At 41.9% G+C, this 16,521-nt stretch carries 12 protein-coding genes; 5 read left to right on the top strand and 7 right to left on the bottom strand.

The annotated features are described in order from the left end of the window. Nucleotides 1–1,665, bottom strand: coding sequence for an SUMF1/EgtB/PvdO family nonheme iron enzyme (locus N473_RS10175; RefSeq protein WP_063367819.1), 1,665 nt, complete (start codon nt 1,663–1,665; stop codon nt 1–3). A 246-nt stretch (nt 1,666–1,911) separates the two neighbouring features. Next, nucleotides 1,912–4,488 carry a serine hydrolase gene (locus N473_RS10170; RefSeq protein WP_063367818.1) on the bottom strand — a complete coding sequence of 859 codons (2,577 nt, stop codon included), beginning with the start codon at nt 4,486–4,488 and terminating at the stop codon, nt 1,912–1,914. A 275-nt stretch (nt 4,489–4,763) separates the two neighbouring features. Between N473_RS10170 and N473_RS10165 the strand changes: the two genes are divergently transcribed. Continuing rightward, nucleotides 4,764–5,285, top strand: a complete 522-nt coding sequence (locus N473_RS10165; RefSeq protein WP_063367817.1) for a YdcF family protein — start codon at nt 4,764–4,766, stop codon at nt 5,283–5,285. A gap of 182 nt (nt 5,286–5,467) precedes the next feature. Beyond that, nucleotides 5,468–5,977, top strand: coding sequence for a hypothetical protein (locus N473_RS10160; RefSeq protein WP_155735573.1), 510 nt, complete (start codon nt 5,468–5,470; stop codon nt 5,975–5,977). Nucleotides 5,978–6,410: 433 nt separating this feature from the next. Here the strand turns inward: N473_RS10160 and N473_RS10155 are convergent, their stop codons facing one another. After that, entirely contained in the window at nt 6,411–7,856 is a 1,446-nt protein-coding gene (locus N473_RS10155) for a serine hydrolase domain-containing protein (RefSeq protein ID WP_063367815.1), read from the bottom strand. Nucleotides 7,857–8,122: 266 nt separating this feature from the next. Here N473_RS10155 and N473_RS10150 point away from each other — a divergent pair, with 266 nt between their 5' ends. Both N473_RS10150 and N473_RS10145 read left to right on the top strand, forming a co-directional pair. Then, nucleotides 8,123–10,165: a DUF1800 domain-containing protein gene (locus N473_RS10150; protein ID WP_155735572.1), complete on the top strand. Its 2,043-nt coding sequence runs from the start codon at nt 8,123–8,125 to the stop codon at nt 10,163–10,165. An 11-nt stretch (nt 10,166–10,176) separates the two neighbouring features. Beyond that, nucleotides 10,177–11,529 carry a DUF1501 domain-containing protein gene (locus N473_RS10145; protein ID WP_063367814.1) on the top strand — a complete coding sequence of 451 codons (1,353 nt, stop codon included), beginning with the start codon at nt 10,177–10,179 and terminating at the stop codon, nt 11,527–11,529. Between the two features lie 101 nt (nt 11,530–11,630). Here the strand turns inward: N473_RS10145 and N473_RS10140 are convergent, their stop codons facing one another. The 3 genes from N473_RS10140 to N473_RS10130 form a co-directional block, all read right to left on the bottom strand. Beyond that, the gene (locus N473_RS10140; RefSeq protein WP_063367813.1) at nt 11,631–12,536 is read right to left on the bottom strand and encodes a histone deacetylase; all 906 of its coding nucleotides are present in this window, start codon (nt 12,534–12,536) and stop codon (nt 11,631–11,633) included. A 172-nt stretch (nt 12,537–12,708) separates the two neighbouring features. Then, nucleotides 12,709–13,035: a hypothetical protein gene (locus N473_RS26165; RefSeq protein ID WP_155735571.1), complete on the bottom strand. Its 327-nt coding sequence runs from the start codon at nt 13,033–13,035 to the stop codon at nt 12,709–12,711. A 364-nt stretch (nt 13,036–13,399) separates the two neighbouring features. Continuing rightward, a complete protein-coding gene (locus tag N473_RS10130) occupies nt 13,400–14,002 on the bottom strand; it encodes a LysE family translocator (protein WP_063367811.1) in 603 nt (200 codons plus the stop codon). A 99-nt stretch (nt 14,003–14,101) separates the two neighbouring features. Here N473_RS10130 and N473_RS10125 point away from each other — a divergent pair, with 99 nt between their 5' ends. Further along, a complete protein-coding gene (locus N473_RS10125) occupies nt 14,102–14,983 on the top strand; it encodes a LysR family transcriptional regulator (protein ID WP_063367810.1) in 882 nt (293 codons plus the stop codon). On the opposite strand, the gene N473_RS10120 is transcribed toward N473_RS10125, so the two are convergent. Beyond that, a complete protein-coding gene (locus N473_RS10120) occupies nt 14,980–16,500 on the bottom strand; it encodes an aldehyde dehydrogenase family protein (protein WP_063367809.1) in 1,521 nt (506 codons plus the stop codon). The two genes, N473_RS10125 and N473_RS10120, sit on opposite strands and share 4 nt — an antisense overlap. Between the last annotated feature and the right edge of the window lie 21 nt (nt 16,501–16,521).

The following is a 16,521-nucleotide window of genomic DNA, read 5'->3' as shown; positions in this document are numbered from 1 at the left end:
TTATACTTTATTGATATCAAACCAATTTACGGCGAATAGGGGCGTCTCTCCTTGTATTGTTAAGGTATGATGCCCTTTATCAAGCCGAACTTTAATATTTTTAATGGTACGCCACCCTCTTTCACCAGATAATTCGGGTGTTTTTATCGGGCGCTCGTCCAACATCAACGTATAATTTTGTGTAGGACCTGAATGAAAAAGGCGAATTGACATTAAGTACTCACCTGAAGAATTTGCTTCAAGTGTATAACTGGCCGTACTGGTTCCGATAGAGCCGATAATTTTATCGCCTTCTGGCTCAAAACTAGAGTTAACAACCACTACACCGGGAGCAAAGTCAAAAGCTTCACCTTCTATTCGTGCAGGAACTTGATATACTTTTTTAGGGCTACTATCAACATAGTGGCTTGGTAAGCCTTTTGCAGCGCCATTTAGTGCAACAACATAATACCTGCCGTTGTGTTTTAGCGGAGTTTCATCGATAAACGACATGTTTTTGTTCGTTAGTTTTGTCAGTGCGACCACGTTATTACTCAAGGGGTCTTGCCTAAACACTGCATAACCCGTTACGCCAGATTTCTGAGCCGCTTGCCATGTAATGTTTATATGACCATTTGCCATAATGCTAAGGTCAATATCGGTCAGTTGTTCAGGGTAATGGGGATTTTCTATCTTATGTTTCATTTTTGCTTTTTTTTGAGCTTGCTCCAGCAGCTTTACAAACCAGAGTGAGCCACGGCTCGCCTCAAGTGCTTCGCCTTGGGTATCTTTTACTAGCCGAAATCCCTCAAGGGCTGCAAAAAAGTCTTCATACATCATCATTCTTCGACTGGAGCCAAACACTGGCCAATGCCAACTGCCCCCTCGGGCAACAAATACCTCACATTCTTTTTTGATGACCGCACTGCCATCGACAGGCGCCCCTTCGTAATTATCTTGATAACAATCCGCAAGTCGCTCAACCACATTGCCTTCCATATCATGTAATCCAAAGCCATTTGACTTATACAACCCCACCGTTGAAATCATCACTTCATTGTCATTGCATGTATTGATTGCGTCTTGAGAATAAGGGGCGTTATATAATTTATCTGATAAAGAGTAGGCATGAAGATCTGCAATATTTGCATAACGACATGCTTCTTTTGCCCTATGTTCACCGCCAAAGAAGTACTTTGACGTGGTGCCAGCTCGTGCCGCATATTCCCATTCAGCTTCAGTAGGCAATCGGTACTGTGCACCAGATACTTTTGATAACCATTTGGCATAATTAATCGCATCTATTCGAGACACACAGACCACTGGATGAAACTCACTAAGAACATACATGTTGTCATCCCATGTCCCATCATGTTCACCGCTACCAAACCACTGCGGACCGATACGATGAACGCACCCTTTGCTGGATTCATAGCCAGTCGCTTCTATAAATTTTCGATATTCGGCCACGGTCACTTCATATTTACCCATTTGAAAGGCGGGCACCGTGACTTTGCGCACCGGCTTCTCATCTGCTCTCCCCTGCTCGCTTCCCATCATGTAACTTCCTGTTGGGATACTGATCATAGGGGGCTCAATGTAAGCACTTTGTTTGCTGTGAGCAGGTAAAGGGATAGTGACTGAGATCAGTGAAGCTGCACTGATAAACATTGGAAAAAAACGCATAGTAGCTCCTCAATTAAATTCATAATCACTATGAAATTGGCAGCACTTTTTGTCTTCATAGTTATCTATTAATTTAAGTAAATAGAATTTCAATAGAGGTAACTACATAATAAATATGGATATATTTTTAACATTTCGAATTTGGCTGTTACGTTTTAATAACCAAATAGCCATACACTGAAGGGGGACGTACACCAAAACAGCGATGCACGTCCCCTCATTTATGTTATTTCGTATATATCTTCACTAGTTATATTGCACACCATATCGATATAAATCAGCAGCCAAACTATCTAAAACAGGTTGGATGGTCTCTTTTCCGCCTATAAAATCTTCTCCATTCGCAAGCATAATCACACCTGTTTTTGTCAGTGCGTTATAAATCATCAACGCGTTTGTGCCAGGATCTCCGCCATTATGACCAAAAAAGGCACCATCCCAATACCAGAATACGCCTTGCTGATATGGAATGTTAAATACGTCGCTTTGCGACCCAAGCAACTGCTCAACACTTGACGCACTTAAGATCTGTGTATCTTGATAACGACCATCATTGGCAATGGCAGCTAATAACTTACTCAAATCATGACTACTGATATTCAACTCACCGTCGTAGAAAGTTGCATAACCGTACTCAGGCATGGCATGAAGTACCTCTTCTGAGTCGATATTGTACTGCACCGCTTTGGGGTTATTTTCTGGTAACTCTGTATGATGCCAATTTGTATTATTCATCCCCAGAGGCACAAAAATCGCTTCATTCATATGCTGTGCTAAGTTTAAATTGGCCTTTTTTTCTGCTGCATGAGCCGCAAGCGCCGTACCCATATTTGAGTATGACATCACACTGCCGGGATAACCCTGCTCACCATCCAAATACACACCGCTCCCCACGTAGCGTCCATTATCAGCGAAATAGTCTTGCGCTAGTAACTGCTCTAAGCTCGTGGTAACAGGCATATCATCTTCACAAAAAGAGAGTCCAAACATGGCTGCCAACGGCTGTTTATTTTCATGAACGTAGTAAGTACAGAAGAACATATCGCTGTCTTTTATCCCTGAGGTATGTGTTACTAGGTGGCGTAACGTCATTTTGGGATCAGGGTTGAGCGGGTTATTCGGATCGAATGACAAATTCATATCAGCCACTTCGTCATCCAAACTAAGAATGGCGTTTTCCACCAATTGCATTATGGCGACTCCGGTTACTGCTTTACTAATAGATGCTACGTTATAAGGCGTATGAATTGTGGCAGGCAGTTTTTCAGCTACATTTGCCAACCCTTCAGCATGTTCAAACACAATCTCATCACCTTTTATTACCGCAACAGATACACTGGGTAAGCTCGTATGTGAAATCACATCTCGTACTTTTTGCCTTAGATTGTCAGCAGTTATGCTATGTGAAGAGTGCACACCTTGTTGCTGCATCACGTATTCTATAGGCGTATCGGTCATATATTTTTGATCTACGGAAGCGTAGGAGAAAGTGGCAATATCAGGCTCAATACCTACTCCTTCAACTACCTCACCTGCCTGATTTTTATAGACTTCGTGACTTAAGGTCAGCTCCCACCCGTTAGGCAATTGATGCGTTAAAGTATCGGATACACTGCCATTTGTCGCCTCACCAATTAACTGGCTTTGTGGTAAGGTTTGCAACGCCATTGCAAGCACTTCCCCGCCACTGATTGTATGCTCACCAATAAGCACATAGATTGGTTTAGTGAAATTCAAATCCGCATTTGGCTCTACATTAAGGGCGATCTCTTCACCTTTAAAACTTTCATTATTCAGTTGCTTACTGCCAAATGTATAAGTCGAGTCTGTAAAATAGCCTGCTATTTTTTGAGATACTTTATCAAAACCACCTTGGTTATATCTTAAATCAATAATGATTGAGTCAACGTCTTGAAGTTGCTCCAAAGTATGAGCCATCACCAAATCGGTGTTACGCAAATCACTTTCTACACGGGATAGAATATTGTCCTCAGCTTCATCCAAAATCATCCCAGCAACCCTGTCTATACGAATATAACCAAGCTTGGGAGAAATTGTGCCGAAACGTATCGCATCGGTACCTTGGTAACTATGTAACTCACCATCCGACATTAGGTGTTTTAATACAGCAATCTCCTTAACTTGTAACTCAGCTAAACTGCCGCTTATATCATCACCGCCATTAAGCACCCCCTCTCTGATCCAACTATCAATTTTACTGCCATCTGCTTGTGCCCCCTGAGGCCCCTCTAAACTCAAATGACCATCACCAAATTCAGTAAATATCGTATCCATCATACTCATAAATTCAGCCTGGGTCGTAGACTCCGTGACTTTTGGCTTATATGTCTCATAAACGGCTGACCAATCAATACCACGTAACTCAAAAAAGCCGTAGTACTCGTTCAGCGTGTGCCATACATAGTCAAACGTCTCTGGTAACGACATGTCTGTCGTAATATTTTTTGCATCGCATTGCAATGGAAGTGACTCCAGCTTAGACAGCTGCACCTTTGATGATGCAGGGCTGATGAACGTAAGCTGATCTTTTTCATCATTAAGCGACAAATACTTTACGAGTGGTTTTGTAAACTGTGCATTTTCTTCATCTGCTTTAATGCATGTTTTACTATTGAAGTTATAGGTTATTAATCCGTTTGCGGATAGATCCCAAACTTCTCCAGAACCTTTTATTTCCCATAGCCCATTAAAGTCTTCAATCGTGGCTGGTTTCTCTGGCTTTATTACGATTACATCATTATCTTTATCACAGCCAGACAATAGTATGGCTGCCGTAATAATACTTAGGGTTAATCTTTTCACATCTATATCCTTAAGGTTTATTAAATCACGCTTACAGCATATGAGACATGTATCTAAAAAAGTGTTTTTATATAAGGTAATGATGTAGAGATAAGTAAGCAGACATAAACACATTTAAACGTTTTTTGAGTATTAAAAATCAAAGCTGCTTAATGCGTAATTGCTCAGCATAACAAGCGATATGCCATTGCATTTTTTTAATGGAACACTGGCAAAATACACTCTTTATTTAACATCAAGAATACGTTTCGAACAGGACTTAGAGCAGGTTAAAAATGGAAAAAGTGATAATTGTATTGGGACATAAAAATGACCAACACGGTAACTTGTCTTCACTTTCAGTCGCAAGATGTCAGCTTGCGCTCAAGGCACTTCATTCAGCACAAGAGGCGAAATTCATTTGTACAGGCGGGTTTGGCGAAAACTTCAATCCAACATCAACGCCACATGCCCACTTTAACAGACAGTACTTATGCGCTCACGGTGTGGACCCTGCAGCATTTTTACCTGATACGTTAAGTCGCTTTACTATTGAAGATGCTACTTTAACTTTGCCTGTACTTTCACAACTAGGTTCACCAGATGTGTCTATAATCAGCTCAGAATTTCATATACCCAGAGTCAAACTCATATTTGACACCATCATGCCTTCCATTAAAAAAACCTATTTATCTGCACTAAGTCCATTATCAGCTAAGGCGCTCTCTCAACTGGAGCAACATGAGGTCTTTGCTAAGCAGAGAGATACACATACCTTAAAGACAGCATGTACAAAATTTAGAACATATACAGGCTGACTCGATGAAATAATTAACGCGAGTAAGTTACAAACGATAGCTTCAGCAACTCCTTCTCCAACGGCACAAAATCTCAATAAATTATTAATTTGAGAAAATAATTCTCCACCTTGTTATTTTCTGAAAAAAGCATCGTTCATTAAGATGACTCACACAAAAAAAGCATCAATAAGGAAGATAAAATGAAAAAAATATTCGCGTTGTGCGTTGGTCTGTCGGCCATCTCACTGACGGCTCAAGCAGCCCCCACTGAATGGCAAGGTTTTTTTAAGGGTCAATGTGAACTACTAGCACCGGGTAAGGGCGCACTATACTCTTTCCCTATGTCACTTGAAGTTGGCAGCCCAGTAAATAACCGCGCTGACTGGATCGTAACTTATGGTGAAGGTGCACAAGCTAGGCCACGCAACTATACATTAGTGACAGTTGATACAGCTAAAGGCCATTATGAAGTTGATGAAAACAACGGCATCATCATCGACCAATACTTGTTCGACAACAAATTTGTCAGCTTATTTGAGTTTGGTGACACCAAGCTAAACGCCGAATATGAACTACACAGCGATGGATCGTTAGACGTAGAAATTATTAGCTACACCGCAGATAAAATTCGCGAAGAGCAAGTCGGCCCTTACATGGTGTCTAATTATGGCGGAAAACGTATCCAGAAATGTAAGCTGTTTAAGTGGTAATTACGTAATAAAGCAATGACGATTATCGTCTATCATTTCTGCCCGCCTACTCGGGCAGAGTTGATAAAAAACCAAGTACATGCCCGTCGCTTGGTTTTTTGTGCGAACTGCTTGGTAAGAATATACTAATAACAATAAACGCCTTCTTACCAAGCAGTATCCACTTTCTTGATAACCAATACTACCCCCTTTCAACATGATCAAGCAGTACACTTACCTCAGCACTTAAATTGTATTTTGCCACAATCTGAACTGTCGAATATGTTCACGCCTTCTTCTGAACACACCAAATATCAAAATAGGTAAACTTCGTAAATAGCGATTATTAGAGACGACCAGCATAAGCACGCTTGTCAGTGCGTACAAAAGAGCCCGCTTTTGATAGGGCTAGCATAATTAGCCCTGTTCTAAGCAGAATTAAAAACCCAGTCTCTTACAATTTGCTTTTGACAAAGCGATACTGTCCATTCCAAACTAACGCCTTAATCTCACCTTGAGTATCTCGCTCAATATCCACTGTTGAGCCATCATTTATATCAATGAGTTCGCCATCACTGGTGGCAATTAACTGGCTCGTATGATCTCTTGATGCATCATATGCCAATATGTATTGATTATCATACGTTAACTTAAATGAATACTGGCTATCTTTGTCATAAATATATTGTCCTGTCATTTGCTTTAATTTTGGCGTTGTGAATTCATGCTTTTGCACTATTTTGGGTGTTGAAAGGTCCCAACCAAAATGATCGCTCATTGCGATTTCTAATTGACGAATAACAGGCCCTGCAGAGTCACCATTGGTCATGATTATCAAGGCATCTTTTTTATCAGCATAAGCTTTAAATATGTTGGTGAAACCCTTATTTTTTCCACCATGAGAAAATGCTAACCCCTGCTCATAACTTTTGAGTACGGGTCCCAGCCCCCAATCGTTATCATGAAATGTAAGCATATCTTTAACTAACTTCGGTGTTATTGGCCCCACCGACTTTCCTGCACGCGCACTTTGAATGGCACCGATATATAATGCAAGATCACTCGGAGTGGTCCAAAGGCCTGCGGCGGCCTGTTCAGGATAGACATGCCAATTACCTTCAATTTGCTGCCCACTACCATCAAATGCAGCACTTGCCATTGACCACAAAGGCTTAGGTAATGGCTGTGCGAAAGTACTATTTGTCATACCCAGTGGCTGTAAAATATGCGCTGATGTGTAGTCAATGAAAGATTGTCCCGTCACACTCTCAACAAGTAAATCCAAGACCGTATAACCCCCACCAGAATAGCGGAAACCTTCTCCTGGGGCCTTATCAACGATGACTTTTCCTGTATTGCCAAGTCCATTTAGTACATCAATATCGGTGGGAATGTTTGTGCCTCGCTGATAACCGGGAAAACCATGCTGTGTTAAACCTGCGCTATGGGTTAACAGCTGACGAACCGTCACCTTATTGGTTTTGGTAAACTTGTTACTTGGGATCTGCCAACCCTTTAAGTACTGATTAACATCGGAATCGAGTTTTACCTTTCCCTCATCCACTAATTTTAATACTGCCAAGGCGGCAACGGGTTTACTGATAGACCCCGCTTGAAATAAAGTGTCAGCAGTGACTTTACGACCTGTGAGCTTATCAGCTAACCCAAACCCTTGAGCCCAAACTACTTGTCCATGTTTCACAGCAACCACACTTAACCCTGGCAAGTTGTGTTTTTTCATTTCGCTTTCAATGGTACTGGCTATGTACTTTTCACCCTGAACTTGGACAAGTGGCAATAAGTTAAGCTCTTGGTCGGATAATTTGGACTCGCTAGCCATACTCGATTGCGACAACAAAGACATACTCGTAAGCAAAGCTAAACAAACTATTTTTTTCATTATTCTAATCCTTGTTTTACTTTCTCAATCATTTAACAACATATAAACGAGATTGTGTATAGGCGTTTTTTACTCGCTTACTAAATCATCTTGATACTTAACTCAGTAATTAATTTATTTTTTATATTTGTTTCTATTTTCAATCATAACGTTACAAGCAAAAACCAATACTTTTAAATCAACAAAAAACAAAAAAGCAATAAAAAAGAATTGAAATAGTCACACTCTATGCTATAAAAAGATGAAGGTTTAATGAGGCACTCATTATGAAAATGCGCTTACTCACTTTGCTCGCTGCGTTGATTTTATCTGCTTGTGGTGGAGGCGGAGGGTCTGCGAACAGCACAGGCACGAGTCCGAACAATCAGTCATCTTCAAGCACCACACCAAGTGAAAATAACAATAACGAGAATAGCGATACTAATACGCAATCTAACGATGAGCTAGACACTCAAGATCAATCTGCAACAAACGATCAAGGATCAGCAGAAGATATCAGCACATCACCGGTCGTTGATATCAGAGTACCCAGCGAAGTTGTCAGAAAAGGAAGCGTTATCACCATTGATAGTGTGGTCAGGGGGTCGACAGAAGGTCTAACTTACATCTGGACACAGACCAGTGGACCGGCGGTCACCTTGAGCGGTGCTAACAGTGCAAGCTTAACCATCACACTGCCCAGCGCAAGCTCTATAAATAAAGACAGTTATACATTTTCACTCACGGTGACTGATAGTGCAGGCACGAGTACATACACTGAAACTACGCTAGAGTCTGTCAATGCAATGAGCGAACTACAAGCATCTGCATTAATGCAGCAAGCAACACTTGGCGCCACTTATTCTGAAATCCAAGCTGCATCAGGCTTAAGTGAAGAAGAATGGCTCAATCAACAAATTGCCCTAGACCCGACATTGCACACCCCTTTACTAGAAAATTACCCCGATAGAGACAACCCAAACCACATTAATAGAATTGACGCATGGTGGAAAGCAAGTCTTAATGCACCAGATCAACTTAGGCAAAGAGTCGCTTTCGCATTGAGTGAAATATTTGTCATTTCAGATGCTAATACCTCTTTGCGCGGCGAACCTGAAGGTATGGCTGCCTACTATGACATGCTACTAAAACATGCCTTTGGTAATTTTAGGACGCTGTTAGAGTCAGTGACTTTATCTCCTGCGATGGGAGTATATTTGAGCCATTTAGGGAACGAAAAAGCCAATTTAGAGCGTAACATCAGGCCTGATGAAAACTACGCACGAGAAGTGATGCAACTTTTTACCATAGGTTTAAATGAGCTCAACCTCGATGGAACCCTAAAACTAGACACCGATGGAAAGTCCATTGCAACCTACTCCCAAAAAGAAGTTGCAGGCTTTGCCAAGGTATTTACTGGGTGGACATTTGCTTACTCAGCAAGGTGGGACAGACCCAGCCGAAATTATACGTTACCCATGCATGCTTTTTCTGCCTACCATTCAATGGAGCCAAAAGAGCTACTCAACGGAGAGGTTATCCCCGCAGAAACCGGCCCCCATGAGTCAATGCAATTAGCACTTGATAATCTATTTTCGCACAGCAACATCGCGCCCTTTATCAGTAAACAGTTAATACAAAGATTAGTGAAATCTAATCCAACGCCGGCATATGTCGCGCGTGTCGCCACCGTGTTTAACGATAACGGACTCGGTGTTAGGGGTGATCTTGGCGCAGTAGTTAAAGCGATTTTACTTGATGAAGAAGCGAGAAAATTTTCTCAAGTTCAGTTACACAGTGGGAAGATAAAAGAGCCCATACTCACTAAAGTACATTTATGGCGAGTATTGAATGCGCGGTCTGAACTGAACCGCTATTACACATGGAACCTGTCTACTACTTATGGCCAAGGGCCTTTATTGTCACCTTCTGTGTTTAACTTTTTTAGACCAGATCACACACCAAATGAATTACAAACACTCGAGCTAGTTGCGCCTGAATTACAAATTGCAACTGATTCGAATATGGTCGCCACAATCAACGGTCATTATGGCGATTTGGTATGGAGAATGGCAGAACGTAAAACAACGCTCAACCCCAATACCGTTTATATGTTTGCCCAAGACGACATTTCTATGTTGGCTAACCATGGGCTGCAAAGCTTACTTGATTATTATGATCTGGTTTATTTTGCAGGCACCATGTCAGATATCACGCGTACAGCATTGGTTGATTTAGATAGTTATTTTGTCAATAAAGACGAAGCGCAACGTGTCGCTCAGCTACTGTATATGATTTCTTTATCCCCTGATTTTAACTATCAAAACTAGGAGCTGATTACATGTCATATCGCAATGAGCAATCTAGACGCGCTTTTTTATCTCTCTGCCTAAAAGGAGGGTGTTCAGTAGCGGCACTCACCAGCCTACAATTACAAGCCATTAGTGGCTCATTGAGCAGCCAACCGATCAATGATTACAAAGCCTTAGTTTGTATATTTTTGCATGGTGGCAGCGACTCCTTGAATATGCTGGTTCCCTTAACTGGAGAACACCGTACGTATTATGAACAAAGTAGACAAAACCTCGTTGTTTCCGATGCTTTGGCTTTAAATACCAGCACAATCTATGAGGGTGGTGTTGGGCTTCACCCAAGTATGGCCTCATTATCTTCCATATTTGATGCGGGAACTCTCGGTTTTGTTGGCGGTGTTGGCACACTCATCACCCCCACTACTCTCTCAGAGTATCAAAATAAGACAGTGCCCTTGCCCAATCATTTATTTTCTCACAATGATCAACAAGCTACTTGGATGCATGGCCAAGAAAAAGTGTCGCTAAACACCGGCTGGGGCGCACGGATGTTAGAAAGGCTCAATCAGCATAGTAGTTTTACTAGCAATATCTCACTGGCGGGCGCAAACCCTTGGCAAGCTGGTATTGAGACCACGCCCTATGCCCTCAACAAAAGCGGTATCATGAAAATCAATGCGCTCACAGGCTACCAACCACAAGTGGATCATGTCAAAAGCATTATGGATAGGTTGTTAAGTGCCAAAACAACCCCTTTGCAAGATGCTTATGCCAGTAGACTGGCAAATTCAGTCAATAACGTACAAAACATGAATACTTTACTGGAACAAGCACCGATACTGACCACACAGTTTAGTGATAACAGCTTATCGGAGCAGCTAGCCGCAGTGGCTAAGTCTCTGAGCATAAGTGGTCAAACAGGCAACAAACGGCAAATATTTTTTGTTTCATTAGGTGGGTTTGACACGCATGATGATCAGGCAGTCAGACAGCCTGCTTTACTTTCAACGTTAGCAACTGCACTGACTGAGTTTAATAACGCCCTAACCGAACTATCCCTGCAAAACAGCGTAACAACCTTCACAATGTCCGACTTTGGCCGCACGCTCTCATCTAATGGAGATGGTACAGATCATGGCTGGGCCAGTAACCAACTTATAATGGGCGGCGCAGTAAATGGCCAAGACCTTCATGGTGCAATGCTCTCTCAGCAAGTAGGAAATAGCATAGATGTAGGCGGAGGTCGGCTTATTCCTCAGTACTCTAATGAGCAATACTTTGCCCCAATTGCAAAGTGGTTTGGATTAAATGACACGGAAATTAGCGATATCTTTCCAAATTTAGGAAACTTTGACGCAACTATATTGAACTTATTCAAATAATACCAAAAAAGTAAAAGACAAGTGGCGTATTGCCACACAGCGACCAAGCAACCGAATTAAAATAGTATAAATAATTTAATGACATACTTTTTGGCTACAAGTTAAATCTTTGCAGCCTGCTCAATGACGATAGCATGACGTTTCGCCAAACGTTCATGGTCTTTGTCATATCCTCCACCGATCACGGTCGCCACTGGCACGCCTTTTTGATTGCACGCATTAAGTACAATACGGTCGCGTTTCTCAAGCCCTTGCCAGCTAATATCTAATTTACCTAACGTATCCTCTTGCCAAACATCAACGCCAGCATCATATAACACTAGATCAGGATTTAGCTGCTCCAGTAAATCATGGATTGTTGCTTCTACAACTCGCAGGTATTCATGATCACTGACATTAGGGTCTAACCCAATGTCTAAATCACTCTGTTGCTTTCTAAAAGGAAAGTTCTTTTCACAATGTATTGAGCAGGTAAATACAAAAGGGTTGTGTGTGAGCATCGCGGCAGTGCCATCTCCTTGATGCACGTCGCAATCAAAAATAAGCACATTATGAACTCGCTTTTCTTTGATTAATCGCTCTGCTGTGTATGCCAAATCATTCACCATGCAGTACCCAGAACCAAAATCGTAATGAGCATGGTGGGTGCCACCCGCCAAATGACACGCCACGCCGTTTTTAAGCGCGAGAGACGCTGTTAGATAAGTGCCCAACGGGGCTGTAAATGTTCTCGCCATCAACTCTTTAGACCAAGGGATCCCGATTCGTCTCATTGCTTTTGGGCAAAGCTCATTATGGTATAAGTCTCGAACATACTGCTCACAATGTACTAGCTCTAAGTCCGCATAGTGACCAACAGGACCCTGATGCAAGTTTTGACCAATGAGCCCTTGTTGCTCTAGATAGCTTTTTAATCTTGCAAATTTACTCACCACAAAACGATGTTTAGGATCAAAACTGAAAGAATAGTTAGGGTGGTAAACTAAAGGTAAGTTTGGGTTATACATGGGCAAATTCTTATATTACTAATTAAAACATACCGACAGGCATACGGCATGATACGATAAAAAATGCTGTAAGCGTTATATTAAGTACTCAGTACCAAAAATGTTTTGATAGTCTCGTACAGACAACCTTGAACCTAAAGGGGGCTATAACAAGCAAGTTGAAGCATTGGCTTTATTGTTTTTTATGGTTAGGGATTAAATAGGATGGAAATAAACTCGGTGGGGGCTTAAGTTCCAAAGCATCGTTAAACTTGTTGTATTCTCGCAGCTGCCAACCATCATTACTCTTTGATAGATAATGTACAGAGCCATCATCACTGTAATAAAACCATAATCTGTCTTGCTTATCCCACACCCAATATAGGGAGAATGCGCTTCTCATCGCCGTATTTTCATTTTTATATATGGTCTCCCCCAAGGCGTTTTCCACCTCAATATGCCAATAATTAAACGATGCAGATACCCGGGCGATAAACTGTTCAGAACTAGAAATATTCATAGAGCGCCTATTCTCTTCCATATTGGGAACCGGTGCAAAAATACTATAAGTAAGTAATAATAAGGCAGGTATCATCAAGACCAATACTTTAAAGCGCTCTATTTTAAACACTTTATAAACTAGCAAGACACTCATATGATAGACGCAATTAGACAATGACAAAATGCAAAATATCACCAGTAAGATAAAAGATAAGCCACCATTAGCACTAGAAATTTGATGCCAAAAAATAGCAACAAATACGATGATAATGTTAATACTAAAAATCAAATATGGGGCAGCTTTAACTTTTCTCACGGCTTACTTCAAAGTCCTTGGCAACTTAGTTTGAGTCAAACAAAGTTACCACAGAATAGCTACACCGCTAAAGATTTCTGCCTCCTAGCTCGTACAATACCATCACACACATACTTGTGAGCACCAGCGCCGCTGCCTTGTTAAGCCAACGCACATACTTGTCGTTCGAGATATGGCTAGACACTTGCTTACCAAACACTGCCCACAACAATAAAGAAACAAAACACACCAAGGAGTAAATGAGTACAAACACAAACAATTTGCTGGTTTGGCTAGGCTCAATAAACAAACTATTGCCCGCGATAGCAGCCAACCACGCTTTTGGATTCAGCCACATCAACATCAAGCCTGCCCACCATCCCGAGCGCACCGCTGTCGTTTGGCCTACACTTGGTTCAGATTTAAACAGTTGCAAAGCAAGATACATCATAAAACCACAACCGATCACTGTAGAACCATATACTAACCACTTATGTTGCTGCACTACCAAACCAAGCCCCAGCCCTGTTGCTAAAAGCAACAGACTAAACCCAATTGTTGCGCCTAAAATAAATGGCAACGTGGCATGGATACCACGATTCATGCCACCTGAAAAAATAATCAAATTCACCGGACCCGGTGTAATAGACATAGAAAATGCATATAAGCCCATTGCCAATATTATCAACATTGCTCACTCCATCGCTGTATAAAATTTGAGTGTATACCCCTGTTTAAAATTTGATTAGATGGTATAAATGAATATCACTGTTCTAAAAACTTACTCAATATGATTGACGAACTCAAAAGCATCGCCATTTTTTCAACCGTTGTGGAACAAGGATCTTTTCGCGGTGCGGCGCGCGCACTTAACTTGTCGCCCTCAGTGATCAGCTATCACATTACTTTGCTCGAAACAAAGCTCGATACCGCCTTGCTATACCGCTCGACCAGAAAGCTCTCGTTAACAGAGCAAGGACAGCAGTTATTCAAAATGAGTACAAACATGTTAAAAACCGTTGAGCAAGGCCTATCCGATATCAGTGCCCAGCAAGAGGCGTTATCTGGCCGGATCACCGTCAGTTTGCCGACTGTACTTATACGCTCCCACTATACTCATGCATTGGCAGAATTTTGCCAGCAACATCCAAGGTTAGAGGTCAACTTTCACTTTAGTGATGTATATGAGAACTTAATAGAGAAAGGAATCGATATTGCAATTCGCCTTGGCAACCTACCAGATAGCGAATTAAAAAGTAAAAAACTAGGTAATATAAAGCGAAAGCTCACCTGCTCACCCTTATTTTTAAAAAATAACACGCTCCCAAAGACACCAAAAGATCTTGAAAACATACCATGGATAAGGCTTGCCAGCTTACCCAATAAGCGTACGATCATACACCCAGAGCTCGGCAAACAAGACATTCATTTTGGCTATCAAGTCACAGCGAATTCGGTTGAGGGCATGACACAATTATGTATGGAAGGGCTGGGTATTGCGACACCTGCGGACTTTCTTGTTGAGCAAGCCCTAAGAGAAAATAAATTGATTGAGTTACTGCCCAATTGGCAAGTAACCCCTATACCGGCCTATGCTATTTGGCCTAATAACATAACAAAAAAGAGCGCAACCATGGCCATGGTTGCGCATCTTGCTAAGGCTATAACTTAGAAGAATCCAAGCGGACTTTCGCTATAGCTGACTAGAAGGTTCTTAGTTTGCTGGTAATGATCCAGCGCTTTTTTATGTGTTTCACGGCCGATGCCCGAGCGCTTGTAACCGCCAAAAGCGGCATGAGCCGGATACATGTGATAGCAATTAGTCCATACCCTACCCGCTTCTATTTTTCTACCAAAGTGATAAGCACGGTTCATATTACGGGTCCACACACCCGCTCCTAGACCAAATTCACTGCTATTAGCCATTGCGAGTACTTCCGCTTCATCTTTGAAAGTACACAAGGAGATCACTGGACCAAATATCTCTTCTTGAAATACTCGCATAGAATTATGACCTTTTAACAACGTCGGCTGAATATAATAGCCTTCATGATATTCCGTACTGAGTTTTTCTGGTTCACCACCGAGTAGTACCTCTGCACCTTCTTGCTTACCAATTTCGATGTAGCTTAAAATTTTGTCAAATTGTGCTTGGGAAGCCTGTGCGCCTACCATGGTGTCTGTGTCCAAAGGATTGCCACGTTTTATCTGCTGCGTGCGCGCTATCACTTTTGCAATGAACTCATCGTAGATATCTTCTTGTACAAACAATCGAGACGGGCATGTACATACTTCACCTTGATTGAAGTAAGCCAATACAGCCCCTTCGACACATTTACTCAAAAATTCATCATCTTTTTCCATTACATCACTGAAGTAAATATTGGGAGACTTGCCGCCAAGCTCTACTGTTGATGGAATGATATTATCCGCCGCACATTTCAAAATATGAGACCCCACTGGCGTTGAGCCGGTAAAGGCAATTTTGGCAATGCGGTCGCTGGTCGCCAGTGCCTCTCCGGCTTCTTTACCAAAGCCATTTACCACGTTAACGACCCCTGCTGGAAGCAGATCTTCTATCAGTTCCATCAATAATAAAATCGATACAGGTGTCTGCTCAGCAGGTTTTAACACCACACAATTACCCGCAGCAAGCGCTGGCGCAAGTTTCCAAGCTGCCATGAGCAATGGAAAGTTCCATGGAATAATTTGTCCAACAACCCCTAACGGCTCGTGGAAATGGTACGCCACAGTATGCTCGTCAATTTCCCCAATGCTGCCTTCTTGCGCACGGATACACCCTGCAAAATAACGAAAGTGGTCGGCTGCCAAAGGCACATCTGCCGCCAACGTTTCACGTACGGCTTTGCCATTGTCCCACGTTTCGGCCACGGCGAGATATTCAAGATTGGCTTCTATACGATCGGCGATTTTAAGCAAAATATTGCTGCGCTCTGTCACTGACGTTGTGCCCCAAGACTCTTTGGCACTATGTGCCGCATCCAAAGCTAATTCAATGTCTTTTTGCCCAGATCTGGCGACTTGACAGAAAACAGCACCATTGACTGGGCTGATATTATCAAAATACTGCCCCTCGACAGGTTGGGTCCATTTTCCGCCAATATAGTTATCATAAACGGGTTTAAAATTAACAATTGCATCTGATGTATTTGGATTTGCATAAATCATAAATGCCTCTTCAACTTAGTT

Origin of the sequence: Pseudoalteromonas luteoviolacea CPMOR-1, assembly GCF_001625685.1 — a bacterium.
GTDB lineage: Bacteria > Pseudomonadota > Gammaproteobacteria > Enterobacterales > Alteromonadaceae > Pseudoalteromonas > Pseudoalteromonas luteoviolacea_K.
The sequence above is the reverse complement of the archived record's forward strand: the minus strand, read 5'-3'. Positions and strand labels throughout refer to the sequence as shown.